The sequence below is a fragment of the Streptomyces sp. NPDC050534 genome (genome assembly GCF_044457745.1).
In the GTDB taxonomy this organism is placed as follows: domain Bacteria; phylum Actinomycetota; class Actinomycetes; order Streptomycetales; family Streptomycetaceae; genus Streptomyces.
The window spans coordinates 189,632-216,550 of sequence record NZ_JBITHF010000001.1 but is presented as its reverse complement, the minus strand read 5'-3'; the positions used below and the strand labels follow the sequence as shown (position 1 = coordinate 216,550).

Sequence of the window (26,919 nt, the reverse complement as noted above, 5' to 3'; positions counted from 1 at the left end):
TGCGGCCCCGCCCCCCTCTGCCGTTAGGGTGGCGGGGTTCGAGCCGGACAGCGTGGTCCGGTCCCGGCCACGTTGGAGAAGGTTTTTCGGGCTATGCGCATTGGTGTCCTCACGTCCGGCGGCGACTGCCCCGGCCTGAACGCCGTCATCAGGTCCGTCGTGCACCGCGCCGTGGCCGACCACGGCGACGAGGTCATCGGCTTCCGGGACGGCTGGAAGGGCCTCCTGGAGTGTGACTACCTCAAGCTCGATCTCGACGCGGTGGGCGGCATCCTGGCCCGCGGCGGAACCATCCTCGGCTCCTCCCGGGTCCAGCCCTCGCATCTGCGCGACGGCGTGGAGCGGGCCAAGGGCCATGTAGAGGAGCTCGGGCTCGACGCGATCATCCCCATCGGCGGCGAGGGCACGCTCAAGGCGGCCCGGCTGATGTACGACAGCGGGCTGCCGATCGTCGGCGTCCCCAAGACCATCGACAACGACATCGCGGTGACCGACGTCACCTTCGGCTTCGACACGGCCGTCGGTGTCGCCACCGAGGCCCTGGACCGGCTCAAGACCACCGCCGAGTCCCACCAGCGGGTCCTGGTCGTGGAGGTCATGGGCCGCCACACCGGCTGGATCGCGCTGCACTCCGGCATGGCGGCCGGCGCCCACGCCATCGTCGTACCGGAACGGCCCTTCGACATCGAGGAGCTGGCCCGCAAGGTGGGCGAGCGCTTCGAGGCGGGCAAGCGGTTCGCCATCGTCGTGGCGGCGGAGGGCGCCAAGCCCAAGGCCGGGTCCATGGAGTTCGACGAGGGCGGCAAGGACATCTACGGCCACGAGCGCTTCGCCGGGATCGCCCGCCAGCTCTCCATCGAGCTGGAGGAGCGGCTGGGGAAGGAGGCGCGGCCGGTGATCCTCGGGCACGTCCAGCGGGGCGGTACGCCGACCGCGTACGACCGTGTGCTGGCCACGCGGTTCGGGTGGCATGCGGTGGAGGCCGTGCACCGTGGGGAGTTCGGCAGGATGACCGCGCTGCGGGGGACGGACATCGTGATGGTGCCGCTCGCCGAGGCGGTGGAGACGCTGAAGACGGTGCCGGTGGAGCGGTACGACGAGGCGGAGTGCGTGCTTTAGCCGTCTGAACAGATAGTGCCGACCCCGGTCACGGACGTGGCCGGGGTCGGTCATACCCTGGTTCGGACAACTTGCACAACCCCCACGAATCAGGAGCCGTTGGATGGATCACAGCGGTCACGGCATGACCATGGATCTGCCGCCGTTCACGCTGGGGCGGGGTCTTCAGTGGTCGGCGGACCCGTTCTTCCTCGTGGCCTGCCTGGTGGGGCTCGCCCTCTACGTGTACGGCGTGGTGCGGCTGCGGCGGCGCGGCGACAAGTGGTCCCCGGCGCGGACGGTCTCGTTCGTCATCGGCGTGCTGACCATCGGCCTCGTGATGTGCACCAGGCTCAACGACTACGGCATGGTCATGTTCAGCGTGCACATGGTGCAGCACATGATCATCAGCATGCTGTCGCCGATCCTGATCCTGCTCGGCGCCCCGGTCACGCTGGCCCTGCGCGCGCTGCCGACCGCAGGCAAGGGCCGCAAGGGACCGCGTGAGCTGCTGCTGATGCTGCTGCACAGCCGGTACATGCGGATCATCACGCACCCGGCGTTCACCATCCCGCTGTTCATCGCGAGCCTGTACGCGCTGTACTTCACCCCGCTGTTCGACTTCCTGATGGGGTCGAAGACCGGGCATGTCGCGATGATGGTGCACTTCCTGGCCGTCGGAATCGTCTTCTTCTGGCCGATCATCGGCGTCGACCCCGGCCCGCAGCGCCCGGGTTACCTCATGCGGATGCTGGAGCTGTTCGCGGGCATGCCGTTCCACGCCTTCTTCGGCATCGCGCTGATGATGGCGTCGACGCCGATGGTGGAGACGTTCAAGAACCCGCCCGCCTCGCTCGGCATCGACGCCCTCTCCGACCAGACCGCGGCCGGCGGCATCGCCTGGGCGTTCAGCGAGGTCCCCTCCGTACTGGTGCTGCTCGCCCTGCTGTTCCAGTGGTACGGCTCCGAGCAGCGGCAGGCCCGGCGCACGGACCGGGCGGCCGACCGCGACGGCGACAAGGAACTCGAGGCATACAACGCCTATTTGGCCTCATTGAACGCACGCGGCAGGTGAAGGCTCCGCCTTTCGGCGCCATTCAGTAGCATGAAGTGCATCGGGGGAACCGCCGGGGGGAGCGGTGATGACACTTCGCGCATTTATGCAAGGAGCGGGGAAATCGGCGATTCGAAAGATCGCCGTCCTGCTCGTATTCGTACTGGCGCTCAGCGGATGTGATCGAAGTACGCCGCTGCTGCTCGTGAAGGCGGTGGCCGCGGGAGTTCCCTCTCTCGCGCCGTTCTTCGACGAGAAGAGCGGCCTGGGTCATGACGCCGAGGGGATCAGGTCGCAGGCCGTCCACGGCAGCCTGCAGCAAGGGGACACGCCCGGTCTGTACGGGGGCACGCCCGGTCTGTACGGGGGCACGAGGCAGCCGACGATCTGCGACGTCAAGCGGCTCAAGGTCTTTCTCACGGACCCCGCCAACCGCCGAAAGGCGCAGGCGTGGGCCGACGCACTGGACATCGGCACGGCCCGGATTCCGGGATATCTGGACCGGCTCACTCCTGTTCTCCTGCGTCACGACACCCTCGTGGTGAATCACGACTACAAGAAGGGAAAAGCCACCCCCTTCAACTCCTTGCTCCAGACGGGAATCGCCGTACTCGTCGACGAACGGGGACTTCCGGCTGTGAAGTGCTCGTGCGGAAATCCGCTCCGCCCCTTCACGGATGACACGAATCGGATTTCGGTCAAGTTCGGGGACGGCAACAAGAAGTGGCACGGATATGAGCGTTCCTCTGTCGTCGCCGTGCGGCCCGCGCCCCGGGAAATGGAGCAACTCGCTCTGGTCGACGTCCGCCGTCCCGGCCGGGGCATCGACCGGCCGGTGGGCACGACCGGCGCGCGGGACAGGACCTTCGACGCTGCCGAGCGGCGGGCGGTGCCCGATGTCATGGGGAGCCCGTTCGGGGACGCGAGCCGGCAACTGGCCGCCGAGGGGCTGGCGGTCGGGTACGCCGGGAAGCAGCGGCCGCCCGACGACGCACGGGTCACCGCGTCCGATCCGCCGGCCGGGACGGGCCTGGGGTTCGGGGCGTACGTCACGCTGAGCGTGACCGGGGGTGCGTCGGGAACCACGTCCGGGGGGACACCGGGAAGCCCGTCCGGAGGGACGTCGAGCGGCCCGTCCAGTGGGACGTCCGGCACGTCGGGGACCCCGTCCGGCGGGTCGGCCACTCCCCCGTCGTCCTCGGCGTCCCAGCCGTCCACACCACCGCGGTCGTCACCGCAGTCGTCACCTTCGCACCCGACGAGCAGCGGGCCCGGGACGTCGTCCTCCGGGTCCACGTCGGGTCCGCCGGTCGGTTCACCTCCGCCGGTCACGACGAGCTCCAGCGCCCCGGTCACCAGCAGTGCGCCGCCGCCACCGAGCGACCCGGTGACGAGCAGCGCGCCGCCGCCCAGCGTCCCGGTCACCACGAGCGCGCCCGCCGGCAGCGAGCCGGCGAGCAGCGCCCCCGCCACGAGTGAGCCCGCGTCCTCCGGGCCCGCCTCCGCCGCGATCACCTAGCGCACCGCACAACCCGGGAGTCACCGGATGCATCCAGGATCACCGACGTCGGGAGTGGGCCGGGTCATCGCCGGCCGCTATCTGCTGCTGAACCGGCTCGGCAGCGGCGGCATGGGGCATGTGTGGCTCGCCCACGACCAGAGACTCGCCTGCGAGGTCGCGCTCAAGGAGATCTTCTTCCGGGACGCGGAGCCCAGCGGCGAGGAGCGGGAGGCCCGGGTCGCCCGCGCGCGGGCGGAGGCCCGGCACGCGGCGGGGCTGCGCGGCCATCCGCACGTGGTGACGGTGCACGACGTACTGGAGCACGACGGGCTGCCGTGGATCGTGATGGAGTACGTCGCGGGCGCCGTCGACCTGAAGGAGCTGGTCGCCACGCGCGGCCCGCTCGCACCCGCGGAGTGCGCCCGCCTCGGGCTCGCCGTTCTCGACGCACTCACGGCCGGGCACGAGCGGGGCGTGATGCACCGGGACGTGAAACCGGCGAACATCCTGCTCGCTCCGGACCGCACGGGGGCGCCGTACGGCCGCATCCTGCTCACCGACTACGGCATCTCGGTGCAGCCGGACGCCGGCGAGACCCGGTACACGATGGCGTCCGTGCTGGTGGGCACCTCGGGCTATCTGGCGCCGGAGCGCGCCACGGGCGGGTCGCCCACCCCGGCCGCCGACCTGTTCTCGCTGGGCTGCACGCTGTACTACGGCGTCGAGGGGCGCGGCCCCTTCGAGCGCGAGTCCAACCTCGCCGAGGTCACCGCGGTGGTGATGGAGGAGCCCCGGCCGGCCCGGCGCGCCGGCGCGCTGGGCCCCGTACTGCAGAACCTGCTCGCCAAGGACCCGGGACGGCGGCCGACCGCGACCGAGGCGGAGGCGGCCCTGTCGCGGATCGTGACGCCACAGGCCGACTCCTACGCCAGGACGCAGACCGACCTCGGCTCGCAGCCGCCGTGGGCCGCGGTGGCGTCCGCCCAGCCCCCGCCCCCGCCCGGGCCCGTCCCGGACGGCTCCGGGCCGGTCGTCGTGCGCAGACAGGCGCCCGCGCACCGCCGCCGCGAGCTGCCCGGCGCCCTGCGCGCCGCCCTCGCCGCGTCGCTCGGCCTGGTGCTCGGCCTGGGCGGGGTCTGGTACGCCACGGCGCACCAGGGCTCGGGCGGGAGCGGTGCGAAGGCGCTGCCGTACGGCACTGCGGTCGGGCTCGCCAAGCCGCTCAGGGACGGGGACTGTGTGCTCGCGGACTGGCCGGACTCGGCCCGTTTCCGGGGCACGCCCCGGCTGCGCCTGGTCACCGCCTGCTCGGACGGGCCGCCGGACGGGCAGGTGATGGCCTTCGTGACGGCGGCTTCGGCGGAGGAGGCGCGCAAGCGGGGGCCGGCCCGGTGCGAGGAGCGGACGCAGGAGGTCCGGGAGCGGCTGGCGGATGTGCGCAGCATCGCCGTCGTGCCGAGCGACGGCGGTTTCCAGGCCGCGGGGCGGCGCGCCGCCTGTCTGGTGCTGGGCGCCCACGGGCCGGTGTACGGGCCGCTCGACGCTCACCGCAAGGCCGGCGCCGCCTTCGCCGACACGGCGAACATGCAGCGGCGGGACTGCCTCGAGACCCGCACCAACCGGGACGCCCACCTGGTGTCCTGCTCCGGCCCGCACGACGAGCAGGTGCTGGGTTTCACCCGGCTGGGCAAGGGCGTCACGCTCGCCCGGGCCCGTACGGAGTCGGACTCGGCGTGCGCGAAGGACGTGCCGCCGCGCGACTACGGCTTCGACCCCTCGCTCTACACCTCGGGCTCCTGGACCAGCGCCGGAGCGTGGAAGTCGGGCACGCATTTCGTCGTGTGCACCGTGCGGAGGCAGAACGGGGGCACCATGGAGGGGAACGAATCCTGAGGAGGGTGTTGCGATGCCCGGTTCCACGGACAGTTCCACGAAGACGATGGGGGCGCTCACCGTCGGCGGTCTCGTCGTCGTGACCGCCTACACGGTGGCGCTCGGCTCCAACGGCTGGCTGTGGTTCGGCTGGGTCGTGCTGGGCGTGCTCACCCTCGGGATGATCGCCACCCGCAGCAGCGCCTGAGGCTCACTGCCCGGAGAGGTCCGCGGGGAGGTCCTCGGCAAGGTCGTCGGCGAGGTCCTGGGTGATCCGCCCGGCGGGGTGCACGCCCGGCTGGTACTTGGGCAGCCGGGCGGTGATCTTCATGCCCGCTCCCACGGCGGTCTCGATGACGAGCCCGTAGTCGTCGCCGTAGACCTGGCGGAGCCGGTCGTCGACGTTGGACAGGCCGATGCCGCCCGACGGGCTGACCTCGCCGGCCAGGATGCGGCGCAGCAGGGCGGGGTCCATGCCGGCGCCGTCGTCCTCGATGACGACCAGGGCCTCGGCGCCCGTGTCCTGCGCGGTGATGCTGATACGGCTCTTGCCGGCGGGCAGCGCCTTGCCCTCCAGGCCGTGCTTGACGGCGTTCTCGACGAGCGGCTGGAGGCACAGGAAGGGCAGGGTCACCGGCAGCACCTCGGGGGCGATCTGCAGGGTGACGGAGAGGCGGTCGCCGAAGCGTGCCCGGACCAGTGCCAAGTAGTGGTCTATGGCGTGCAGTTCGTCGGCGAGGGTGGTGAAGTCGCCGTGCCTGCGGAACGAGTAGCGGGTGAAGTCGGCGAACTCCAGGAGGAGTTCACGGGCGCGTTCGGGGTCGGTGCGGACGAACGAGGCGATCACGGCGAGTGAGTTGAAGATGAAGTGCGGGGAGATCTGCGCGCGCAGGGCCTTGATCTCGGCCTCGATCAGCCGGGTCCGGGACTGGTCCAGGTCCGCCAGCTCCAGCTGGACGGAGACCCAGCGGGCGACCTCCCCGGCCGCCCGGACGAGCACCGCGGACTCGCGGGGCGCGCAGGCGACGAGGGCGCCGTGCACGCTGTCGTCGACGGTGAGCGGGGCGACGACCGCCCAGCGCACCGGGCAGTCGGGGGTGTCGCAGGTCAGCCGGAAGGCCTCGCCGCGGCCGCTCTCCAGCGGTCCGGCCAGGCGCTCCATGATCTCGGTGCGGTGGTGGCCGCCGACGCCGTCCCAGACCAGGACCTCCTTCCGGTCGGTCAGGCACAGCGCGTCCGTGCCGAGCAGGGTGCGCAGCCTGCGCGCGGCCTTGCGCGCCGTCTCCTCCGTCAGGCCCGCCCGCAGCGGGGGCGCCGCGAGCGAGGCGGTGTGCAGGGTCTCGAAGGTGGCGTGCTCGACGGGGGTGCCGAGACCCCCGAGGCTCTCCGGGCGGGCCGTACGCCGGCCGAGCCAGAACCCGGCGGCCAGCAGCGGCAGGACGGCCACGCACAGCCCGGCCAGGAATCCGCTCATGCCTTCACCTCCGCCCGCAGCTGCTCCGGCAGATGGAACCGCGCCAGGATCGCCTCCGTCCCGGTCGGCACCCGCCCCGGCGTGGCCAGGGACACCAGCACCATCGTGAGGAAGCCCAGCGGCACCGACCAGAGGGCGGGCCAGGCGAGCAGGGCGTGCAGCGGGCCCGTGGCAGGGAAGCCGGCCATGGTGGCGGCGACCGCCACGAACGCGGAGCCGCCGCCGATCAGCATCCCGGCGGCCGCCCCCGGCGGGGTCAGCCGGCGCCACCAGATGCCGAGCACGAGCAGCGGGCAGAAGGACGAGGCGGACACCGCGAAGGCGAGGCCGACCGCGTCGGCGACCGGCAGCCCGCCCACGATGACGCTGGCGGCGAGCGGCACGGCCATGGAGAGCACCGTGCCGAGCCTGAAGTGCCGTACGCCGCGCGTCGGCAGGACGTCCTGGGTGAGCACGCCCGCGACGGCCATGGTCAGCCCCGAGGCCGTGGACAGGAACGCGGCGAAGGCCCCGCCCGCCACCAGCGCGCCGAGCAGGTCGCCGCCGACGCCGCCGATCATCCGGTCGGGCAGCAGCAGCACGGCGGCGTCCGCGTCGCCGGTGAGGGTGAGTTCGGGGGTGTAGAGCCTGCCGAGGGCGCCGTACACGGGCGGCAGCAGGTAGAAGGCGCCGATCAGGCCGAGCACGGCCACCGTGGTGCGGCGGGCGGCGACGCCGTGCGGGCTGGTGTAGAAGCGGACGACCACGTGCGGCAGCCCCATCGTGCCGAGGAAGGTGGCGAGGATCAGCCCGTACGTGGCGTACAGCGGGCGTTCCTCGCGGCTCGACTCCAGCGAGGTGGACATGCCGCCGCCGGTGCCGCGGTCCGCCGCCGGGACGGGGGCGCCCTTGGCGAAGGTCAGCCGGGTGCCGGCCGCTATGTGGTGCGTACCGGCGGGGAGTTGGACCTGCTCGTCGTCACGGTTACGGCCGTCGATGGTGCCGCTCGCCGTCACGGTCAGCGGGCCGCGCAGGGTCAGGTCGACGCTGTCGCCGACGCGCACGACGCGCTGTTCGCGGAAGGTGGCGGGCTCCTCGAAGGCGTGGCGGGGCGCGCCGTCGCCCTGCCACGCGAGGACGAGGAAGAGTGCGGGGACGAGCAGGGCGGTGAGCTTGAGCCAGTACTGGAAGGCCTGCACGAAGGTGATGCTGCGCATGCCGCCGGCGGCGACGGTGGCGACCACGACGAACGCCACGATGATCCCGCCGAGCGACTGGGGCGCACCGGTCAGCACCGTCAACGTCAGCCCGGCGCCCTGGAGTTGGGGCAGCAGGTACAGCCAGCCGACCCCGACGACGAACGCTCCGGCCAGCCGCCGTACCGGATAGGAGGCGAGCCGGGCCTCGGCGAAGTCGGGCAGTGTGTAGGCGCCGGAGCGGCGCAGCGGGGCGGCGACGAACAGCAGCAGGACCAGATAGCCGGCGGTGTAGCCGACCGGGTACCAGAGCATGTCGGGGCCCTGCACCAGGACCAGGCCGGCGATGCCGAGGAAGGAGGCGGCGGAGAGGTATTCACCGCTGATCGCGGCGGCGTTGAGGCGCGGGCCGACGGTGCGGGAGGCGACGTAGAAGTCGGAGGTGGTGCGGGAGATGCGCAGGCCGAACGCGCCGACGAGGACGGTGGCCACGACGACGAGGGCGACTGCGGGGACGGCGTAGCTGGAGTTCATCGGCCCACCGCGTCACCGGTCTTCGACGAGGCGCACGAAGTCCCGTTCGTTGCGCTCGGCGCGCCGTACGTACCACAGGCCGAGCAGGACCAGCGGGGCGTAGAGGCAGAAGCCGAGGACCGCCCACTCCAGGCGGCGGGCGTCCGGCATGGCGGCGAACACCAGCGGCAGCGGGCCGATCAGCAGCACGAGGAACGCGAACACGGCCAGCCCGGCGCGCAGTTGGCTGCGCATCAGGGAGCGGACGTAGGTGTGGCCGAGGGTGGTCTGCTCGTCGATCTCGGTGCGCGGGCGGTAGTAGCCGAAGGCCCTGCGGGCGCGGCGGGGCGGGCCGGTGACGACGACGCGCCGCTCGGCGGGGTCCTGGCCGGGCACGGCTACGGCCTCCTCATCAGCAGGTCCCGCAGCTCGCGGGTGTGGCGGCGGCTGACCTGGAGCTCCTCGCCGCCGACCAGGACGCTCACCGTGCCCGCGTCCAGGCGCAGTTCGCCGACGTGGCGCAGGGCGACGAGGTGGCGGCGGTGGATGCGGACGAAGCCGCGCGAGCGCCAGCGGTCCTCCAGGGTGGACAGCGGGATGCGGACTAGATGGCTGCCCTTGTCGGTGTGGAGGCGGGCGTAGTCGCCCTGGGCCTCGACGTGGGTGATGTCGTCGACGGACACGAAACGGGTCACGCCGCCGAGTTCGACGGGGATGTGGTCGGGGTCGGGCTCGTGCACCGGGATGCGCGGCGCGGCGCCGGTGAGTTCGGCGGCCCGGCGCACGGCCTCCGCGAGGCGTTCCTTGCGGACGGGCTTGAGGACGTAGTCGACGGCCTTGAGGTCGAAGGCCTGCACGGCGAAGTCCTCGTGGGCGGTGACGAAGACGACCAGCGGCGGCTTCGCGAACCCGCTCAGCAGCCGCGCGAGGTCGAGCCCGTCCAGGCCGGGCATGTGGATGTCGAGGAAGACCACGTCGATCGCCTCCGGACCGCCCGGCCCCGACTGCAGCGCGCGGTTGATGCGGCGCAGCGCCTCGGTCGCGTCTCCGGCGCCCTCCACGCTGCCCACGCGAGGGTCGGCGTGCAGCAGATAGAGCAGTTCCTCCAGCGAGGGGCGTTCGTCGTCGACGGCGAGGGCGCGCAGCATGAACCCGGAGTCTAGGTGGAATCAGGACGGCTGGACATGTGCCGGGCATGGACGTTCCCGCTGGATACAGTGCGGGCATGAACAGCAGGCCCGCGCCGTTCGACGACCTCGACCGGAAGATCATCACCGCGCTGATGGGCAACGCCAGGACGAGCTTCGCCGAGATCGGCGCGGCCGTCGGGCTGTCGTCCACGGCAGTCAAGCGACGCGTCGACCGGCTGCGCGACACGGGCGTGATCACGGGGTTCACGGCCACGGTCGAACCGTCCGCGCTGGGCTGGCGCACGGAGGCGTACGTCGAGGTGTACTGCGAGGGCGCGGCCCCGCCGCGGCGGCTCGCGGAGGTGGTGCGCAACCACCCGGAGATCACGGCGGCGATGACGGTGACCGGCGGCGCGGACGCGCTGCTGCACGTGCGGGCGCGGGACGTGGAGCACTTCGAGGAGGTGCTGGAGCGCATCCGCACCGAGCCGTTCATCCGCAAGACGATCAGCGTGATGGTGCTGTCCCACCTGCTGCCGGAGAGCCCCGAGGCGGGCGCCACCCAGCCCGCGCCCGAGGCGCCGCCCGCATAGGCGTCCGAGTACGCAGCAGCGCTGCGTGCGACCGGCCAAAGACGCAGCATTCCTGCGCAGACACGCAATTCTTGTTCCTTGTCGCGCGTCCTCGTCACTTCCTACCTTGGTGTCAACCCTCAGTGACGCTCAGGAAGCGGAGGAACCCCTCTGTGTCCGACTCCCGTGTGCCGCGCCGGCGGCGCTTCCTCGTCTGCGAACCCAGACATTTCGCCGTGCAGTACGCGATCAACCCCTGGATGCATCCCGACACCCAGCCCGACGTCGACCTGGCCCGCTCGCAGTGGCAGGCGCTCATGAACGCCTACCGCGCCCACGGCCACACGGTCGACGCCCTGGAGCCCGCCCCCGGCCTCCCGGACATGGTCTTCGCCGCGAACTCCGCGGTCGTCGTGGACGGCCGCGTCTTCGGCTCCCTCTTCCACGCGCCCGAGCGGCGCCCGGAGTCCACGCACTACGACACGTGGTTCAAGACGGCCGGCTTCACCGTCCACCGTCCCGAGTCCGTCTGCGAGGGCGAGGGCGACCTGGTCTGGACAGGGCGCTACGTCCTGGCCGGCACCGGATTCCGCACGACCCGCGAGGCGCACCGCGAGGTGCAGGAGTTCTTCGGCCACCCGGTGATCAGCCTGACCCTGGTGGACCCGCGCTTCTACCACCTGGACACGGCGCTGTTCGTGCTGGACGACTCCGCCGAGGGCAACAACGTCGCGTATTACCCGGAGGCGTTCTCGCCGGGCAGCCGCGAGGTGCTGGCGCGGCTGTATCCGGACGCCGTGCTCGCCACCCTCGACGACGCGCTGGCCTTCGGCCTGAACTCCGTGTCCGACGGCCGCAACGTCTTCATCGCGCCCCAGGCCGAGGCGCTCACCTCCACGCTCGCCGACCGCGGCTATGTCCCCGTACCCGTCGACCTGTCCGAGTTCCGCAAGGCAGGCGGCGGCATCAAGTGCTGCACCCAGGAGATCCGTTCATGACCGCTCCCGTTTCCACCCGTTCGTCCGCCGACCTGATCCGTGCCGAGGAGCCGGTCCTGGCGCACAACTACCACCCGCTGCCCGTCGTGGTGGCCCGTGCGGAGGGCACCTGGGTGGAGGACGTCGAGGGCCGCCGCTACCTCGACATGCTGGCCGGCTACTCGGCGCTCAACTTCGGCCACCGCCACCCGGCGCTGATCGAGGCGGCCCACAACCAGCTGGACCGGCTCACCCTCACCTCGCGCGCCTTCCACAACGACAAGCTGGCCGGGTTCGCCGAGCGGCTGGCCGCGCTGACCGGCCTGGACATGGTGCTGCCGATGAACACCGGCGCCGAGGCGGTCGAGTCCGGCATCAAGGTGGCCCGCAAGTGGGCCTACGACGTCAAGGGCGTCGCCGCGGACCGGGCGACGATCGTGGTCGCCGCGGACAACTTCCACGGCCGTACGACGACGATCGTCAGCTTCTCCACGGACGAGACGGCCAGGGCGGGCTTCGGCCCGTTCACGCCGGGCTTCCGGATCGTGCCGTACAACGATCTGGCGGCGCTGGAGGCGGCGGTCGACGAGACGACGGCCGCCGTGCTCATCGAGCCCATCCAGGGCGAGGCGGGCGTCGTCATCCCGGACGAGGGCTACCTGACCGGCGTACGCGAGCTGACCCGCCGGAACGGCTGCCTGTTCATCGCCGACGAGATCCAGTCGGGGCTCGGCCGCACGGGCCGCACCCTCGCCGTGGAGCACGAGGGCGTCGTCCCCGACGTCCTGCTGCTGGGCAAGGCGCTGGGCGGCGGGATCGTGCCGGTCTCCGCGGTTCTCGCCCGCCGGGACGTGCTCGGCGTGCTGCGCCCGGGCGAGCACGGCTCGACGTTCGGCGGCAACCCGCTGGCCGCCGCGGTCGGCACGGCGGTGGTCGAGCTGCTGGAGACCGGCGAGTTCCAGCGCCGGGCGGCCGAGCTGGGCGTGGTGCTGCGCGGCGGCCTCGCCGCCCTCGCCGGCAAGGGCGTCACCGGCTTCCGCGCGCGGGGCCTGTGGGCGGGCGTCGACATCGACCCGGCCATCGGCACCGGACGCGAGATCAGCGAGCGGCTGATGCGCGAGGGCGTCCTGGTCAAGGACACCCACGGCTCGACGATCCGGCTGGCGCCGCCGCTGACGATCACGACCCAGGAGCTGCAGTCGGCGCTGGGTGCGCTGGAGCGGGTGCTGGTCCCGTGACCCCGTGGGGGGCGGCCCGGTGCCGCCCCCCACGCTTCTCCCGCGCGGATTCCTCCACGAGATGCCCGAAGGGTGAAGACTGGGACAAGTAGTGGTAGACCACTCTCAGCGACAGAGAGGTCGGCCGTGGGCACTCAAGAGGAGCAGGACGTCGCCCGGCAGCGGTTCGACGTGGCCGATGCCGTGCCCTTGCTGCTCGACGCACAGGGCGTGGTGATCAGCTGGACACGCGACGCCGAGCGGCTGCTGCACTACGCGCCCGCCGAAGTGGTGGGCACCAGGGTGACCGGGCTGCTGGCGGCCGAGGACGCCGCGCGCCTGCCGGAGCTGGCCGAGCGCTGCCGCAGGGACGACGGCTGGGCGGGGCTGCTGACCGCGCGGCGCAAGAGCGGGCAGCGGCTGCGGGTCATGGTGCGGGTCACCCCGGCCGCGGACCCCGGCGGCGCCACCCGGTGGCTCGCACTCGTCTCCGACATGGCCGGGGCGCCGGGCTGGGACATGAGCCGCTCGGTGCTGGAGCAGATGGTCACGGCCTCACCGGTCGGCATAGCGATCGTGGACACGACGCTGCGGTGCGTGTGGTCGAACGACGCGCTGGAGCAGTTCGGCGGCGGCTCCGCCCGGGACCGGCTCGGGCGGCGCGTGGCGGAGATCCAGCCCGGCATGAACGCCGAGGGCATCGAGGACCGCATGCGGCACGTGCTGCGGACGGGTGAGCCGGTCTTCGACTACGAGCAGGTGGGCCATGTGCGGGCGGCGCCGCACCGGGAGACGGCGCACATGCTGTCCTTCGCCCGGCTCGACGACGAGCAGGGCCGCCCGATGGGCGTGTACTACACGGTCGTCGACGTCACCGAGCGGCACCGCGCCCGGCAGCGCCTCGCCCTGCTGGACCGGGCGGGCGAGCGCATCGGCCGCACCCTCGACGTCGTACGGACCGCGCAGGAACTGGCCGACGTGGCCGTGCCGGAGTGCGCCGACTTCGTCTCCGTGGACCTGCTGGACTCGGTGCTGCGGGGTGCGGAGCTCACGCCGGGGCCGCTGAGCGTCTCGGACCGCGTGCCGCTGCGCCGCGCCGGGCACCAGTCGGTGAACACGGGCGTCCCGGAGGCCGTCGTGGAGATCGGCGACGTGGCCAGGTACCTCTCCGGGTCACCGCCGATCCGCTGTCTGAGCATGGGCAGCTCCTGGCTCGAGGAGCGGCTCGACCCGCTCGCCACGGCTTGGGCGGCCGGCCCGGCCGCCGGGCGCGCGGCGACCTTCCTGGAGCTGGGCCTGCACTCCGTGATGATCGTGCCGATCCGCGCGCGGGGCGTGACGCTGGGCATCACCACGTTCTTCCGGCGCCGGCGTCAGGAGCCGTTCGACGCGGACGACCTGAGCCTGGCCGAGGACCTCGTCTCGCGTGCGGCCGTCTGCGTGGACAACGCCCGCCGCTACACCCGCGAGCGCGATGCCGCGCTGGTGCTGCAGCGCAGCCTGCTGCCTCGCCGGCTGCCCGAGCAGAACGCGGTGGAGGTGGCCGCCTGCTACCGGCCCGCCGACGAGCTGACCGGCCTCGGCGGCGACTGGTACGACCTCATCCCGCTGTCCGGAGCGCGCGTCGCCCTCGTCGTGGGCGAGGTCCCGGGCCACGGCATCGACGCCGCCGCGGCCATGGGCCGCCTGCGCACCGCCGTACGCACGCTCGCGGCGCTGGACCTGCCGCCGGAGGAGGTGCTCGCGCACCTCGACGACCTGGTGGCGCGCACGGCCCGCGAGGAGGGCGTCGAGCCGGACGTGGCCGAGGGCGTCGAGGTCGCCGGGTCCGCGTGTGTCTACGTCGTCTACGACCCCGTCGACGGGCAGTGCACCATGGCCGCCGCCGGCCATCCCGCGCCCGCCGTCGTGCTGCCCGACGGCACCGTCACCTTCGTCGACCTCCCGCAGGGCTCGCCGCTCGGCGCCGGCGGCCCGCCCTTCGAGGCGGTGGAGCTGGCCCTGGCTGAGGGCAGCACGATCGCCCTGCACACCGACGGGCTGCTGGCCCGCGAGGACCGCGACTGGGCCGTGGACGCGGACCGCGAGCGGCTGCGCGAGGCCTTGGAGCGGCCCCCCACGACCGAACCACCTCACGCGGGGGCACCGCCGTCCCGCGCGCTGGAGCTGCGCTGCCGGGCCGTGGTGGACGCCCTGGTCCCGGCCCGGCCGCACGACGACGTGGCCCTGCTGATGGCCCACACCCGGCTCCTGGGCGTCGACCAGGTCGCGGACTGGGACCTGCCCGCGGACCCGGCCCTGGTCGCCGACGCCCGCAAGGAGGCCGCCCGGCAGCTGGCCGAGTGGGGCCTGGAGGAACTCGCGTTCACCACCGAGCTCGTGGTCAGTGAGCTGGTCACCAACGCCATCCGGTACGCCACCGGCCCCATCCGGCTGCGCCTGATCAAGGACGCGGCCCTGATCTGCGAGGTCTCCGACGGCGGCGCCACCGCACCCCATCTGCGCCACCCGCGCGCCACGGACGAGGGCGGCCGCGGGCTGCTGCTGGTCTCCCAGTTCAGCCAGCGCTGGGGCACCCGCTTCGTACCGGAGGGAAAGGTCATCTGGGCGGAGCAGTCCCTGGAGGCTCCCGCGGACTGACGGACACGCGGTGCAAATGTCGCATGACGCGAGAAAATGGCGTGAACCAGGCGGTGAAGGCGGTGGCCATGGACGATGAGGCGATCGACTATGCGGCGGTGTTCCAGTGCCTGCCCGGAATGGTGGCGCTGCTGACACCCGGACTGGTGTACGCGGACGCCAACGCGGAGTTCCTGCTGATGGCGGGGCGCACCCGCGAGCAGGTGGTGGGCCGCTACCTGTTCGACGTCTTCCCCGACAACCCGAACGACGCGGCCGCGTCCGGCATGCGCAACCTGGCGGCCTCACTGAAGCGGGTGCTGAAGACCGGCGAGCGCGACGCCATGGCGCTGCAGCGCTACGACGTCGAGGACCCGGACCGGCCCGGGGAGTGGGACGAGCGCTACTGGAGCCCGGTCAACGCCCCGGTGTGCGACCCGGACGGCAATGTGGTGCTGCTGGTGCACCGCGTCGAGGAGGTCACCGAGCTGATCAAGGCGCGGGGCGGCCCGACCGGCAGCCGGTCCCGGGTGCTCGAGGCCGAGCTGTACACCCGCGCGCGCGAGCTGCAGGAACTCAACGAGCGGCTCCGTCAGGCCCACGCCCGCGAGCGGGAGGTGGCCCTCGCGCTGCAGGAGGCGATGCTGCCCGCCCGCCGCCAGGTCGGCCACCATCAGGCCGCCGTGCGCTACCGCCCCGCCGTCGGCGCGCTCAACGTCTGCGGCGACTGGTACGACGTCGTCGATCTGGTGGGCGGCAACCGCATCGGCGTGGCGGTGGGCGACGTGGTGGGGCACGGCCTCCCGGCCGCCGGGGTCATGGGACAGCTGCGCAGCGCCCTGAGCGCGGCCTCCCGCGTCGCCGCGGGACCGGCCGAGGCGCTGAACGTCCTGGGCCGGTACGCGCACGTGGTCGACGGCGCCGAGTCCGCCACCGCCGTCACGACCTTCATCGACTTCGACGAGCACACCATCACCTACAGCAGCGCCGGGCACCCGCCGCCCGTCCTCGTCCACGCCGACGGCCGCATCGAGTTCCTCGACCAGGCCACCGACCCGCCGCTCGACGCCCGCTTCGACCCCATACCCCGGCCCCAGGCCGGCATCCGCTACGACGAGGGCGCCATCCTCGTGCTGTACACCGACGGCCTGATCGAGCGCAGAGGCGAGGACATCGACACCGGCCTGGACCGCCTGGCCGACGCTCTCACCGGCCACCGCACCGAGGACCCCGAGACCCTCGCCGACGCGGTGCTCCTGGAGCTGCTGCCGCCGGGGGGTGCCACCGACGACACCGCCCTGGTCATCGTGCGGCTGTGAGCGAGCAGAGGGTCCGTGCGGACACAAGAGCCGTGCGTACGCCAGCAGTTGAGCGTGATCGCGCCATGATGCGGCATCGGGTTGCTGTCTACCGGTCGGTAACTGGAGGCTGGTGCGGCAGTTGTCCCCACACGCGCCGAAGCGGCGTCAGCCGTGTTCCGGCGAACTGCGCCTGCACATACACTGGCAACCCCACGACACGCCGGTTGACCTGCTGGAACGAGGCGGCCCTGGCGAATCCGCCGGAGTGAGGAGCGACCCCTTTGTTCTACTACGTACTCAAATACGTGTTGTTGGGACCCCTGCTGAGACTGTTCTTCCGGCCCCGAATCGAAGGTCTCGACAACGTACCGGCGGAGGGACCGGCCATCGTCGCCGGCAACCACCTGTCCTTCTCCGACCACTTCCTGATGCCGGCGATGCTCAAGCGCCGCATCACCTTCCTCGCGAAGAAGGAGTACTTCACGGGACCCGGCATCAAGGGCCGGCTGACCGCGGCCTTCTTCCGCAGCGCCGGGCAGATCCCGGTCGACCGCACCGGCAAGGAGGCGGGCCAGGCCGCGATCCGCGAGGGCCTCGGCGTGCTGAGCAAGGGCGAGTTGCTCGGCATCTACCCGGAGGGCACCCGCTCGCACGACGGCCGCCTCTACAAGGGCAAGGTCGGCGTCGCGGTGATGGCACTGCGGGCCCAGGTCCCGGTGATCCCCTGCGCGATGATCGGCACCTTCGAGGCCCAGCCGCCCGGCAAGGTCATCCCGAACAGCCACCCCGTGGTCATCCGCTTCGGCAAGCCCCTGGACTTCTCCCGCTACGCCGGCATGGAGAACGAGAAGGCGATCCTGCGGGCCATCACCGACGAGATCATGTACGCCATCCTGACGCTGTCCGAGCAGGAGTACGTCGACCAGTACGCGGCCGTCGTCAAGGCGGAACAGACCGCGGCGGACAAGGCCGCGAAGGAGCGCCGGTTCCCGCGCATGCCGCTGGGATAGGGCGAGTCGAGCGCGACCACGGATGAGGGGCGGCCGGAGATCTCCGGCCGCCCCTCACGTCGTACGAGTGCCGGTTACGGCTTGGGCGTGGCGTGCGGGGTGCAGGTCACGTCCGCGGCGTCCAGCTTGCCGCCCACCAGGTAGGCGTCCACCTTCTGGTTGATGCACGGGTTGACCAGGCCGGTCACACCGTGCGAGCCCGCGTCCTTCTCGGTGATCAGGCGGGAGCCCTTGAAGCGGTGGTGCAGTTCGACGGCGCCGTCGTACGGAGTGGCGGCGTCACGCGTGGACTGCACGATCAGGACCTGCGGCAGGCCCTTGCCCGTCTTGACGTTCACCGGGTTCTGCTGCTTCACCGGCCAGGTGGCGCACGGCAGGTTCAGCCAGGCGTTGGCCCAGGTCATGAACGGGTAGTTCTTGTTGAGCGCGGTGTTGTCGCGGTCCCACTTCTGCCAGCTGGTGGGCCACTTGGCGTCCGTGCACTCGACCGCCGTGTAGACCGCGTTGCCGTTCTCCGCGGAGATGTTGCCCGCGGTGTCGGACATGTCCGGGGCGGCGGCGTCGATCAGCGCCTGGGTGTCGCCGGCGACGTACTTGCTGAACACCGTCGCGATCGGCACCCATGCGGAGTCGTAGTACGGAGCGCTCTGGAAGAAGCCGATGAGCTCGGCCGGGCCGACGACCCCGCCGATCGGGTTCTTCTTGGCGGTGGCGCGCAGCTCGAGCCACTTCGCCTGGACCGCCGCCCGCGTGGTGCCGAGGTGGAAGGCGGCGTCGTTGGCGGCGACCCAGTCCTCCCAGTCCTTCCAGCGGCCCTCGAAGGCGACGTCCTGGTCCAGGTTGGCCTGGTACCAGATCTTCTCCCGCGACGGGTTGACCACGCTGTCCACGATCATCCGGCGCAGATGGCCGGGGAACATGGTGCCGTAGACGGCGCCGATGTAGGTGCCGTAGGAGACGCCCAGGTAGTTGAGCTTCTTCTCGCCGAGCGCGGCACGGATCACGTCCAGGTCGCGCACGGTGTTCGGCGTGGTCATCTGCGAGAGCATCGCCTTGCCGGTCCGCTCGGCGCAGCCGTCGGCGTACTCGCGGGCCAGCTTGCGCTGGGCGAGCTTGTCCGCCTCGCTGTCCGGCACCGGGTCCATCTTGGGCGCCTTCACGAACTCCTGCGGATCGATGCAGGAGATGGGCGCGGAGTGGCCGACACCGCGCGGGTCGAAGCCCACGAAGTCGTACGCCTTGGCCACGTTCGCCCACACCGGGTTCTTGCTGGTGACCCGGGTCGGGAAGCGCAGTCCGGAACCACCCGGTCCGCCCGGGTTGTAGACGAGTGAGCCCTGCCGCTCGTCCTTCGTGCCGGTGCTGCCGATGCGGTCGACCGCGAGCTTGATCTTCTTGCCGTACGGCTTGGCGTAGTCCACCGGCACGCTCACCCAGCCGCACTGGATGGGCTTGGCAAGCCCCCAGTCGGCCGGGCAGTCCGCCCAGTCGATACCGGTCTTGGCCGCCTGCTGGGCGGCGATGGCGGCACCGCGGGCCTCGCGGTCCTGCCCGCCCCGCGAGCTCGCGCTCGCGCTTGCGCTGGGCGCCGCGACAGCGCCGGCTATGAGTGTGGCGGTGACGAGCGCGCCGGCCGAGCCGAGCGCGGTCACCCGCCTGTTCGGTCTCATTCGCCTCAAGTTTGACCCTCCCCATACGTCACTTTGGCGGTACAGGGATCCTGTCGGCTGTGAACTGCCTGAGAACAGGGGGCGTTTACGTTCTTTACCAATCCGATAAACGGAGACGGCCGTCCCGCTCAGCGGAACGTCACCGAAGCACGGCCAGCGCGTCGTCCAGCACCCGCCGCAACCGCAGTCCGTCGGCGGCCACGGCACCGACCAGCGCGGCCGGCCCGGCGAGCGGCATGACCACCGCACCCTCGCCCAGCACCCGGGCCACCACGGGTTCCGCCGCGAACTGAGGCCGTACGACCACGAGTTGCCCGACCGCCCGATGGCCGCCCAGCACGGCGGGACCGTCCCAGCCGCCCGGCGCTCCGGGCCCGCAGGCCAGCTCCTGGTCGAGCACCACCCGTCCCTCGACGCACACCGTAAGACGGCTGGTCAGCCGTCCGGGTTCCTCCCCCGCCCGCCCGAGTACCTGCTCCTCGCGCAGCACGAGCCGGGCGCCGGCGGCGAGTTCGGCCCTGGTGCCGACGTGGAGATCACTCCCCCGCGCGGAGATCAGCTGCTCGGGCAGCCACTCCAACTCGCCCCCGCCGTCGACCCGGAGCCGCACCTCGTACCGCGCCGCCCCCTTGGCCTGCCCCGGCAGCGCGATGGTCGCGGCGGCCGACCCGACGCGCAGCCGCGCCCCGTCCTCCACCTCCGCCCGCACCGCGAACTCGTCCCCGCCGAGCGGCCCGCTCATCGCCCCGACGAGCACGACCCGAGCCTCACCGGCACTCCCCCGCGTCCGCCGCGGCGCGAGCGGCCCGTCCCCCTCCAGCACGGGCAGGGCCGTACCCCCCCTGCCGTCCGGTCGGGCGACGATCCGGGCCGCGGCCCGCACCCCGCTCACGTTCACGCCGTCCACGCGGCGAGCTGCCCCCGCACCCAGCCGGCGACGTCCCGCACGCCGGCCTCTTCGCGCAACGACTGGAAGACGACGGGCAGTTCGGCCCGCTGCGCCTTGGCGTCGGCCGCCATCCGCTCGAGATCGGATCCCACGTACGGCGCGAGGTCGGTCTTGTTGACGACGAGCAGATCGGCCGTGGTCACCCCGGGCCCGCCCTTGCGCGGAATGTCGTCACCCCCCGCCACGTCGATCACGAAGATCTGCGCGTCGACCAGCCCCTTGGAGAAGGTCGCGGTGAGATTGTCCCCACCGGACTCGACCAGAATCAGATCCAGCGGCCCGACCTCGTCCTCCAGGTCCTCCACCGCCTCCAGGTTCGCCGAGATGTCGTCCCGGATCGCCGTGTGCGGACAGGCCCCCGTCTCCACGGCGGTGATCCGCTCGGGCGGCAACACGGCCTCCCTCAGCAGGAATTCGGCGTCCTCGCGGGTGTAGATGTCGTTGGTGACGACGGCGAGGGAGATCTCGTCCCGCAGAACCCGGCAGAGCGCGGCAACGGTCGCGGTCTTCCCTGACCCGACGGGCCCCCCGAGCCCGATCCGCAGAGCGCGACGCGATCCGTCGGGGCGGCGGGAGTCCGCGCTGAGGGCGGACGGCCCGGCGTGGGTGTGAGAGTGGTCGAGGTGCATGGGTACGGCTCCAATACGTTGTGCTGCGGCGCCTCTTCAGCTGAGTTTGCTGCGGCGCCTCTTCGGCCGAGTTCTGGTCCTGTCACCTACGAGGCGAACAACCGCACGGCCCAACCGGCATGCAGCTGCGCCCCGATCTCCAGCAACGGAGCCGAAGCCGCAGGCAGGGCGTCGGCCCCCTCGTCGAGGAGGGCCCGCGCCGACTCCACGGCCCGGTCCGCCACCCGGTCCACCTCTGGCGCCAACCGGGCCAGCACTCCCGTGGCGTCGAACGGGTCAAGGCTCAGCAGCCGCACCACCGCGCTCGCCGGCCCGCTCACGCTCTCGTACGCCGCACAGTAGGCCGCGTCCAGGGCGCCAAGGCCCGCTGCCCTGGCCACCAGCCCCAACACCACCGGCTGATGCACCCCCTTGGGAAACTCCAGTGCCACAGCGTCGAGTTCCTCCGACGGCCAGGTCGCCCGGGCGGCCCGCGTCAACTGCCGCCCCAGCTTCCGCGCGGCGACACGCAAGGCCGGCGAGGGAGTCCGCGCGTCCAGGGCCGCGTCCAACTCCCGCACGTCCGCACCGAGTACGCCCGCGGCAGCGACCGACGCGGCGACCAGCCCCGCCGTGTGCAACCGCCCCCGGCAGAACTCCTCCAGGCTCGCGCCCCCGGTGATCCGCCCGGCCTTGACCGCCGCCTCGGCCCCGCCGGAGTGCGCGTGCCCCCCGGCGGGAAATCGCCCGTCGGCGAGAACCAGCAGTGCAGCCCTGGACATCACACCACCTCGGAATCATGCTCGGCTCAGAAGAGGAAGTACCGCTGGGCCATCGGCAGTTCGGCGGCGGGCGTCGCCTCCACCAGCTCCCCGTCGATGTACACCGCGAAGCTGTCGGGTTCGACCCGCACCCGCGGCCGCGCGTCGTTCTCGCGCATGTCCGCCTTGGTCACCCCGCGCGTCGACTCGATCGCGACGAACTTCTTGCTCAGCGAGAGCCGCTCGGGCAGCCCGTCCTCGATCGCGAGCGGCGCCACGAAGTTCACCGAGTTCGCGGCGGGCGCCCGCCCGATCGCCCCGTACATCGGCCGAGGCAGCACGGGCTGCGGCGTCGGGATCGAGGCGTTGGCGTCGCCCATCTGCGCGTAGGCGATCTGCCCGCCCTTGATGACGAGGTGCGGCTTGACGCCGAAGAACGCCGGTTCCCACAGCACGAGGTCGGCGAGCTTGCCGGTCTCCACCGAGCCGATCTCCCGCGCGAGCCCCTGCGCTAGCGCGGGGTTGATCGTGTACTTCGCGACGTACCGCCGCACCCGCCGGTTGTCCGCCCGCCCGTCACCCGGCAGCGCACCCCGTCGCCGCTTCATCACGTGCGCCGTCTGCCAGGTGCGCAGGACGACTTCACCGACCCGCCCCATCGCCTGGGAGTCGGAGGAGATGATCGAGATGGCGCCCAGGTCGTGCAGGATGTCCTCCGCGCCGATGGTGGACGGCCGGATCCGCGACTCGGCGAAGGCGAGGTCCTCCGGCACCGCCGGGTTGAGGTGGTGGCACACCATCAGCATGTCGAGGTGCTCCTCGGCGGTGTTGACGGTGAACGGGCGCGTCGGGTTCGTCGAGCTCGGCAGGACGTGCGGCTCGGAGACGACGGTCATGATGTCCGGCGCGTGCCCGCCGCCCGCACCCTCGGTGTGGTACGCGTGGATGCCGCGCCCCGCGATCGCGGCGAGCGTGTCGCCCACGAAACCGGCCTCGTTGAGCGTGTCCGTGTGGATGGCGACCTGGATGCCGGTCTGCTCGGCGACGGTCAGGGAGGCGTCGATGACGGCCGGGGTCGAGCCCCAGTCCTCGTGCAGCTTCAGGCCCAGGGCGCCGCCGCGGATCTGCGACAGCATCGCCTCGTGCGAGACGGTGTTGCCCTTGCCGAGGAAGCCGATGTTGAGCGGGTACTGCTCCATCGCCTCCAGCATCCGCGCCAGGTGCCAGGGACCGGGCGTCACCGTGGTCGCCTTCGACCCCTCGGCCGGGCCGGTGCCACCGCCCACCAGCGTCGTGATGCCGGCGGACAGCGCCTCGTCGGCGATCTGCGGGCAGATGAAGTGGACGTGCGCGTCGATGGCACCGGCGGTCAGGATCCGCCCGTTGCCGGCGATGACTTCGGTCTCGGGGCCGATGACCAGGTCCGGGTGGACGCCGTCCATGGTGTCCGGGTTGCCGGCCTTGCCGATGCCGGTGATCCGGCCGTCGCGCAGCCCGACGTCGGCCTTGACGATCCCCCAGTGGTCGACGATCACCGCACCGGTGACGACCGTGTCCGGGGTGCCCTCCGCACGTGTGGCACGGGACTGGCCCATGGACTCGCGGATGACCTTGCCGCCGCCGAACACCGCCTCGTCACCGGCGAGTCCGGGCCCGCCGCAGCGGTCTTCCTCGATCTCGATCAGCAGGTCGGTGTCGGCGAGCCGGATCCGGTCGCCGGTGGTGGGACCGAACAGGTCGGCGTAGGCGGCACGCGAGATCTCAGGCATCGAGGGCACCTCCGGTCTCCCCGCGCAGCCCGGGCACCATGCGGGCACCGGTGAGCGGGACGAGTTCCACCTCGACGGGGATGCCGGGCTCGAAGCGCACGGCCGTACCGGCGGCGACGTTGAGCCGCAGGCCGCGCGCGGCGGCGCGGTCGAAGTCCAGACCGGGGTTGGCCTCGGCGAAGTGGTAGTGGGAGCCGACCTGGACGGGCCGGTCGGCGGCGTTCAGGACGGTCAGCCGGGTGACCTCACGGCCCTCGTTGAAGACGACGGGCTCGTCCGCGAACAGGATCTCGCCGGGAATCATCGCGGCACCTCAGACGATCGGGTCGTGGACGGTGACGAGCTTGGTGCCGTCGGGGAAGGTCGCCTCCACCTGGACGTCGTGGATCATCTCCGGGATGCCCTCCATGACGTCGTCGCGCGTGAGCAACTTGCGCCCGGAGGCCATGAGTTCGGCGACCGTACGGCCGTCACGTGCGCCTTCGAGGATGTGCGAGGTGATGAGCGCGACCGCTTCGGGGTGGTTGAGCCTCAGCCCACGGGCCCGGCGCTTCCCGGCGACGTCGGCCGCGACATGGATCAGCAGCCTCTCTTGCTCGTGCGGGGTCAGTTGCACGTCCCACCTCACAGTCCTCGCCCGGACCGTGCGGGGCCCCGGTTGCCGCAGCCACGGGCCGAAGTCCCTGATGGCGTGGACCGGAGGCTAGTTGGGCCGGGTTTCGGCCACGTTAACCGGACTGTGATCCGGCGCCCCGGTCCGGCACGCTCATCAGCCCCCGGAGACCGTCCCGCAGGATCTCGACCGGCGCGGGGCCGAACAGGGCCTGCTGCGCGAGGAACCCCATCGCCGAGGCCATCATGGTGCGCGCCACGTAGTCCGGGGTCACGTCCGGCCGCATCATCCCGGCGTCCTGGTACGCCTCGACGATCCGCGCCCAGGTCCGCTGCACCACGCCGTAGCCCTCGCGCAGGACCGCGGCGAGCTCGTCGTTGCGGAGGGTCTCCGTCCACACCTGGACGATCAGCCGCGGGAACGCGGGCCGCCCGTCCACGGTGACGGACTCCTTGGTGGCGAGCACACGGCTGAGCACCGAGGCCAGCAGGGCGTCCGGCGGCGGGGGCGGGCTGCTGCGCGCCCCTTCCTCGAAGCCCTCGTGGACCTGGCCGAGCACCTCGCCGACGATCGCGGCGATGAGCGCGTCCTTGCCGCTGAAGTAGCGGTACACCGCCCCGGCCGACAGGTCGACCTCCTTCAGCACGTCCTGCATGGACGTGGCATGGAAGCCGTTGCGGGCGAAGCACACGGCGGCGCCGTCGAGGATCTGCCGGCGGCGGGCGTCGAGGTGTTCCTGGGATACGCGGGCCATGGCCCCAAAGTAAAACGAACATTCCTTCTTGACAAGGCCGGGCTTCGGCAGGACGGTGGTGACACACCTAAAACGAACGATCCTTCTTTTTACGGCTCCCCCGCCCGGCGGACGCCCCCATCCGAGAGGAAGCCATGCCGACCGCATCCGCTACCCCCGCAAGGGCACACTCCCGCCGCCTGATCGCGGCCGCCGTGCTCGTCCCCGTCCTCGCCGCGCTCGCCCTGTGGGCCTTCGCCTGGCCCGCCGCCCGCACCGCGCCCCGCGACCTGCCGCTCGGCGTCGCCGGGCCCACCGCCGCCACCGCACAGATGGAGCGGCAGCTGACGCGGCACCCGGGGGCCTTCGAGATCCACCGCTACGCCGACGAGGCCGCCGCCCGGGACGCGATCGAGGACCGGACCGTATACGGCGCGGTCGTCGTCACCGCCCAGGGCCCGGAGCTGCTGACCGCGTCGGCCGCGAGCCCGGTGGTGGCGCAGATGCTCCAGCAGGCGGTGGCGGAGCAGGCGTCCGCCCACGGCACGCAGGTGAGGACCGTCGACGTCGTGGCCGCCCCGGCGAAGGACCCCCGTGGCGCCGCCCTGACCTCGAGCGTGCTGCCGCTCGCGCTGGCCGGGATCGCGGCCGGCTCGGTGGTGTCCCTGCTCGGACTGCGCGGCGTGCGCGCCGTGGCCGGGCTCGTGGGTGCCGCGGCCCTGACCGGCATGGCGGCGGCCGGTATCGCGCACAGCTGGCTCGGGGTGCTCACCGGTGCCTGGTGGACGGAGGCGGGCGTGCTGGGCCTCGCGACGCTCGCCGTGAGCGCCGCGGTCGCCGGGCTGGCCGCGCTCCTCGGCCCTGCGGGCATCGGGATCGCCGCGGGCGTGGTGATGCTGTTCGGCAACCCGTTCTCCGGCGCCTCCTCGGCCCCGCAGATGCTGCCCCACCCGGTCGGCGCGATCGGTCAGTGGCTGCCGCCGGGCGCGAGCGCGACCCTGCTGCGCTCGGTGTCGTTCTTCGACGGCGCCGCGGCGACCGGCCCCGCCCTGACGCTCACCTGGTGGGCCGCGCTGGGCCTGGGCGCCGTCCTGCTCGGCAGCGCGTTGAGGGGCCGTCCGAAGTCCGCCGAACAGGCCGCCGAGAGGGAACTCGCGCCGGTCGGCTGACCGCACGGAACCGGCCGCGCAACGACCGGCCGTGCACCCCCGCTGTAGCGGACGGGGGTGCACGGTCTTCTCGTCTTCCGCGCGGGGTGCCGGCCGCCGGGAGGGGTCCCCCTACGAGGGGTTCGGCCCCCGGTGCTCCGCGGCGATGCCGAACCGCTGCCGTTCGCGGGGAGCGGAACCGGCCTCGCGCACCCGGGAGACCGCGCTGATCACCTGCTCGTCGGCGGGCCGGTCCAGGGCGTCGAGTCGTTCCAGGTCGGCGGCGGAGACCAGGGCGACGAGGGGCTTTCCGTGGCGCGTCACGACGACGCGCTCATTGCCGTACACCACCCGGTTGATCAGGTCGGCGAGCTCAGCCCTGGCTTGCGTCACCGGAATCTCGTAGGCCATACCCCCATCATAACGTCATGTACGTCCTGTACATTTTTTACAGAGACAGCTCCGCGAGAGACCGCTCAGCGAGAGACCGCTCTGCCGCGAGGAGGGGTATGCCATGACCCGACCGTCCGCCCGCTACGTCCTGCCCGAGTTCACCGAGCGCACGAGTGCCGGGCAGAAGACGATGGATCCGTACTCGAAGCTGCTCGAGGAGCGGATCGTCTTCCTCGGCACACCGATCGACGACACGTCGGCGAACGACGTGATGGCGCAGTTCATGCACCTCGAGTACCAGGACCCGGACCGGGACATCTCGCTCTACATCAACTCCCCCGGCGGCTCCTTCACGGCCATGTCGGCGATCTACGACACCATGCGGTTCGTCGGCTGCGACGTGGAGACGATCTGCATGGGGCAGGCGGGTTCGTCGGCGGCGGTGCTGCTCGCGGCCGGCACGCCGGGCAAGCGGCTCGCGCTGCCGGGCGCACGCGTGGTGATCCATCAGCCGGCGCTGTACGAACCGGTGCAGGGCCAGGCCAGCGACCTCGCCATCCAGGCCGACGAGCTGACGCGGACACGGGACCGGCTCGAGGAGATGCTGGTCCGGCACACCGGGCGCAGCCCCGAGCAGGTGAGCGCCGACATCGAGCGCGACCACATCCTGGACGCCCAAGGAGCGCTGGAGTACGGGCTGGTGGACCGCATCGTCACCAGCCGCAGGGCCACCCTCGCGCCGCCCACCGGGCGGTGAGCGCA

The 26,919-nt window shown here is 72.1% G+C and carries 26 protein-coding genes; 13 read left to right on the top strand and 13 right to left on the bottom strand.

From position 1 onward, the window contains the following. Positions 1 to 93: 93 nt before the first annotated feature. The 5 genes from ACIBN2_RS01055 (at position 94) to ACIBN2_RS01035 (ending at position 5,733) form a co-directional block, all read left to right on the top strand. Positions 94 to 1,119, top strand: coding sequence for a 6-phosphofructokinase (locus ACIBN2_RS01055; RefSeq protein ID WP_399131950.1), 1,026 nt, complete (start codon positions 94 to 96; stop codon positions 1,117 to 1,119). A gap of 103 nt (positions 1,120 to 1,222) precedes the next feature. Further along, entirely contained in the window at positions 1,223 to 2,173 is a 951-nt protein-coding gene (locus ACIBN2_RS01050; RefSeq protein ID WP_399131949.1) for a cytochrome c oxidase assembly protein, read from the top strand. Positions 2,174 to 2,357: 184 nt separating this feature from the next. Further along, positions 2,358 to 3,671, top strand: coding sequence for a DUF6777 domain-containing protein (locus ACIBN2_RS01045; RefSeq protein WP_399131948.1), 1,314 nt, complete (start codon positions 2,358 to 2,360; stop codon positions 3,669 to 3,671). 27 nt (positions 3,672 to 3,698) lie between these two features. Then, the gene (locus ACIBN2_RS01040) at positions 3,699 to 5,546 is read left to right on the top strand and encodes a protein kinase (protein ID WP_399131947.1); all 1,848 of its coding nucleotides are present in this window, start codon (positions 3,699 to 3,701) and stop codon (positions 5,544 to 5,546) included. Between the two features lie 13 nt (positions 5,547 to 5,559). Further along, complete coding sequence (locus tag ACIBN2_RS01035; RefSeq protein ID WP_399131946.1) at positions 5,560 to 5,733, top strand: hypothetical protein; 174 nt, start codon at positions 5,560 to 5,562, stop codon at positions 5,731 to 5,733. 3 nt (positions 5,734 to 5,736) lie between these two features. Here ACIBN2_RS01035 and ACIBN2_RS01030 read toward each other — a convergent pair whose 3' ends face one another. Genes ACIBN2_RS01030 through ACIBN2_RS01015 form a run of 4 tightly spaced genes read right to left on the bottom strand, consistent with a single transcriptional unit; the run spans position 5,737 to position 9,835 of the window. Then, complete coding sequence (locus tag ACIBN2_RS01030; RefSeq protein WP_399131943.1) at positions 5,737 to 6,999, bottom strand: sensor histidine kinase; 1,263 nt, start codon at positions 6,997 to 6,999, stop codon at positions 5,737 to 5,739. After that, positions 6,996 to 8,708 (bottom strand): cation acetate symporter, encoded by a 1,713-nt coding sequence (locus ACIBN2_RS01025; RefSeq protein WP_399131942.1) that lies wholly within the window; start codon positions 8,706 to 8,708, stop codon positions 6,996 to 6,998. Before ACIBN2_RS01025 ends, ACIBN2_RS01030 begins: the two co-directional genes overlap by 4 nt. 12 nt (positions 8,709 to 8,720) lie before the next feature. Further along, the gene (locus ACIBN2_RS01020) at positions 8,721 to 9,083 is read right to left on the bottom strand and encodes a hypothetical protein (RefSeq protein WP_399131941.1); all 363 of its coding nucleotides are present in this window, start codon (positions 9,081 to 9,083) and stop codon (positions 8,721 to 8,723) included. A gap of 2 nt (positions 9,084 to 9,085) precedes the next feature. Then, positions 9,086 to 9,835 carry a LytR/AlgR family response regulator transcription factor gene (locus tag ACIBN2_RS01015; RefSeq protein WP_399131940.1) on the bottom strand — a complete coding sequence of 250 codons (750 nt, stop codon included), beginning with the start codon at positions 9,833 to 9,835 and terminating at the stop codon, positions 9,086 to 9,088. Between the two features lie 77 nt (positions 9,836 to 9,912). On the opposite strand from ACIBN2_RS01015, the gene ACIBN2_RS01010 reads away from it, so the two are divergent. From ACIBN2_RS01010 to ACIBN2_RS00985, 6 genes are all read left to right on the top strand, one after another. Continuing rightward, entirely contained in the window at positions 9,913 to 10,410 is a 498-nt protein-coding gene (locus ACIBN2_RS01010) for an Lrp/AsnC family transcriptional regulator (RefSeq protein ID WP_399131938.1), read from the top strand. Between the two features lie 152 nt (positions 10,411 to 10,562). After that, complete coding sequence (gene ddaH, locus ACIBN2_RS01005) at positions 10,563 to 11,387, top strand: dimethylargininase (protein WP_399131937.1); 825 nt, start codon at positions 10,563 to 10,565, stop codon at positions 11,385 to 11,387. Beyond that, the gene (gene rocD / locus ACIBN2_RS01000) at positions 11,384 to 12,604 is read left to right on the top strand and encodes an ornithine--oxo-acid transaminase (RefSeq protein ID WP_399131935.1); all 1,221 of its coding nucleotides are present in this window, start codon (positions 11,384 to 11,386) and stop codon (positions 12,602 to 12,604) included. The genes ddaH and rocD overlap by 4 nt, the downstream gene beginning before the upstream one ends. 126 nt (positions 12,605 to 12,730) lie before the next feature. Further along, positions 12,731 to 15,223 (top strand): SpoIIE family protein phosphatase, encoded by a 2,493-nt coding sequence (locus tag ACIBN2_RS00995; protein ID WP_399131934.1) that lies wholly within the window; start codon positions 12,731 to 12,733, stop codon positions 15,221 to 15,223. Positions 15,224 to 15,291: 68 nt separating this feature from the next. After that, complete coding sequence (locus ACIBN2_RS00990) at positions 15,292 to 16,521, top strand: PP2C family protein-serine/threonine phosphatase (protein WP_399132857.1); 1,230 nt, start codon at positions 15,292 to 15,294, stop codon at positions 16,519 to 16,521. A gap of 263 nt (positions 16,522 to 16,784) precedes the next feature. Beyond that, positions 16,785 to 17,513 (top strand): lysophospholipid acyltransferase family protein, encoded by a 729-nt coding sequence (locus ACIBN2_RS00985; RefSeq protein ID WP_399131931.1) that lies wholly within the window; start codon positions 16,785 to 16,787, stop codon positions 17,511 to 17,513. Positions 17,514 to 17,587: 74 nt separating this feature from the next. On the opposite strand, the gene ACIBN2_RS00980 is transcribed toward ACIBN2_RS00985, so the two are convergent. The 8 genes from ACIBN2_RS00980 to ACIBN2_RS00945 form a co-directional block, all read right to left on the bottom strand. Then, complete coding sequence (locus tag ACIBN2_RS00980; RefSeq protein WP_399131930.1) at positions 17,588 to 19,192, bottom strand: alpha/beta hydrolase; 1,605 nt, start codon at positions 19,190 to 19,192, stop codon at positions 17,588 to 17,590. Positions 19,193 to 19,322: 130 nt separating this feature from the next. After that, a complete protein-coding gene (locus tag ACIBN2_RS00975; RefSeq protein ID WP_399131929.1) occupies positions 19,323 to 20,090 on the bottom strand; it encodes an urease accessory protein UreD in 768 nt (255 codons plus the stop codon). Beyond that, positions 20,078 to 20,761, bottom strand: a complete 684-nt coding sequence (ureG, locus tag ACIBN2_RS00970; protein ID WP_399131928.1) for an urease accessory protein UreG — start codon at positions 20,759 to 20,761, stop codon at positions 20,078 to 20,080. The genes ACIBN2_RS00975 and ureG overlap by 13 nt, the downstream gene beginning before the upstream one ends. Before the next feature lie 86 nt (positions 20,762 to 20,847). Continuing rightward, the gene (locus tag ACIBN2_RS00965) at positions 20,848 to 21,522 is read right to left on the bottom strand and encodes an urease accessory protein UreF (RefSeq protein WP_399131926.1); all 675 of its coding nucleotides are present in this window, start codon (positions 21,520 to 21,522) and stop codon (positions 20,848 to 20,850) included. Between the two features lie 26 nt (positions 21,523 to 21,548). Next, a complete protein-coding gene (locus tag ACIBN2_RS00960; RefSeq protein ID WP_399131924.1) occupies positions 21,549 to 23,270 on the bottom strand; it encodes an urease subunit alpha in 1,722 nt (573 codons plus the stop codon). Next, positions 23,263 to 23,574: an urease subunit beta gene (locus tag ACIBN2_RS00955; RefSeq protein ID WP_399131922.1), complete on the bottom strand. Its 312-nt coding sequence runs from the start codon at positions 23,572 to 23,574 to the stop codon at positions 23,263 to 23,265. Before ACIBN2_RS00955 ends, ACIBN2_RS00960 begins: the two co-directional genes overlap by 8 nt. Positions 23,575 to 23,583: 9 nt before the next feature. Beyond that, complete coding sequence (locus tag ACIBN2_RS00950) at positions 23,584 to 23,886, bottom strand: urease subunit gamma (protein WP_256917076.1); 303 nt, start codon at positions 23,884 to 23,886, stop codon at positions 23,584 to 23,586. Positions 23,887 to 23,998: 112 nt separating this feature from the next. Beyond that, entirely contained in the window at positions 23,999 to 24,637 is a 639-nt protein-coding gene (locus ACIBN2_RS00945) for a TetR/AcrR family transcriptional regulator (protein ID WP_399131920.1), read from the bottom strand. Between the two features lie 134 nt (positions 24,638 to 24,771). Between ACIBN2_RS00945 and ACIBN2_RS00940 the strand changes: the two genes are divergently transcribed. Further along, the gene (locus tag ACIBN2_RS00940) at positions 24,772 to 25,785 is read left to right on the top strand and encodes an ABC transporter permease (RefSeq protein ID WP_399131919.1); all 1,014 of its coding nucleotides are present in this window, start codon (positions 24,772 to 24,774) and stop codon (positions 25,783 to 25,785) included. 111 nt (positions 25,786 to 25,896) lie between these two features. Here ACIBN2_RS00940 and ACIBN2_RS00935 read toward each other — a convergent pair whose 3' ends face one another. Then, positions 25,897 to 26,175 (bottom strand): type II toxin-antitoxin system Phd/YefM family antitoxin, encoded by a 279-nt coding sequence (locus tag ACIBN2_RS00935; RefSeq protein WP_399131917.1) that lies wholly within the window; start codon positions 26,173 to 26,175, stop codon positions 25,897 to 25,899. Positions 26,176 to 26,278: 103 nt separating this feature from the next. On the opposite strand from ACIBN2_RS00935, the gene ACIBN2_RS00930 reads away from it, so the two are divergent. Next, entirely contained in the window at positions 26,279 to 26,914 is a 636-nt protein-coding gene (locus tag ACIBN2_RS00930; protein ID WP_399131916.1) for an ATP-dependent Clp protease proteolytic subunit, read from the top strand. The last annotated feature ends 5 nt before the right edge of the window (positions 26,915 to 26,919 follow it).

Coding starts and splice junctions, on each gene's coding strand:
- ACIBN2_RS01055 (WP_399131950.1), top strand. CDS start 94: ATGCGCATTGGTGTCCTCACGTCCGGCGGCGACTGCCCCGGCCTGAAC.
- ACIBN2_RS01050 (WP_399131949.1), top strand. CDS start 1,223: ATGGATCACAGCGGTCACGGCATGACCATGGATCTGCCGCCGTTCACG.
- ACIBN2_RS01040 (WP_399131947.1), top strand. CDS start 3,699: ATGCATCCAGGATCACCGACGTCGGGAGTGGGCCGGGTCATCGCCGGC.
- ACIBN2_RS01035 (WP_399131946.1), top strand. CDS start 5,560: ATGCCCGGTTCCACGGACAGTTCCACGAAGACGATGGGGGCGCTCACC.
- ACIBN2_RS01030 (WP_399131943.1), bottom strand. CDS start 6,999: ATGAGCGGATTCCTGGCCGGGCTGTGCGTGGCCGTCCTGCCGCTGCTG.
- ACIBN2_RS01025 (WP_399131942.1), bottom strand. CDS start 8,708: ATGAACTCCAGCTACGCCGTCCCCGCAGTCGCCCTCGTCGTCGTGGCC.
- ACIBN2_RS01015 (WP_399131940.1), bottom strand. CDS start 9,835: ATGCTGCGCGCCCTCGCCGTCGACGACGAACGCCCCTCGCTGGAGGAA.
- ACIBN2_RS01010 (WP_399131938.1), top strand. CDS start 9,913: ATGAACAGCAGGCCCGCGCCGTTCGACGACCTCGACCGGAAGATCATC.
- rocD (WP_399131935.1), top strand. CDS start 11,384: ATGACCGCTCCCGTTTCCACCCGTTCGTCCGCCGACCTGATCCGTGCC.
- ACIBN2_RS00990 (WP_399132857.1), top strand. CDS start 15,292: ATGGACGATGAGGCGATCGACTATGCGGCGGTGTTCCAGTGCCTGCCC.
- ureG (WP_399131928.1), bottom strand. CDS start 20,761: ATGCACCTCGACCACTCTCACACCCACGCCGGGCCGTCCGCCCTCAGC.
- ACIBN2_RS00965 (WP_399131926.1), bottom strand. CDS start 21,522: ATGTCCAGGGCTGCACTGCTGGTTCTCGCCGACGGGCGATTTCCCGCC.
- ACIBN2_RS00960 (WP_399131924.1), bottom strand. CDS start 23,270: ATGCCTGAGATCTCGCGTGCCGCCTACGCCGACCTGTTCGGTCCCACC.
- ACIBN2_RS00955 (WP_399131922.1), bottom strand. CDS start 23,574: ATGATTCCCGGCGAGATCCTGTTCGCGGACGAGCCCGTCGTCTTCAAC.
- ACIBN2_RS00945 (WP_399131920.1), bottom strand. CDS start 24,637: ATGGCCCGCGTATCCCAGGAACACCTCGACGCCCGCCGCCGGCAGATC.
- ACIBN2_RS00940 (WP_399131919.1), top strand. CDS start 24,772: ATGCCGACCGCATCCGCTACCCCCGCAAGGGCACACTCCCGCCGCCTG.
- ACIBN2_RS00935 (WP_399131917.1), bottom strand. CDS start 26,175: ATGGCCTACGAGATTCCGGTGACGCAAGCCAGGGCTGAGCTCGCCGAC.
- ACIBN2_RS00930 (WP_399131916.1), top strand. CDS start 26,279: ATGACCCGACCGTCCGCCCGCTACGTCCTGCCCGAGTTCACCGAGCGC.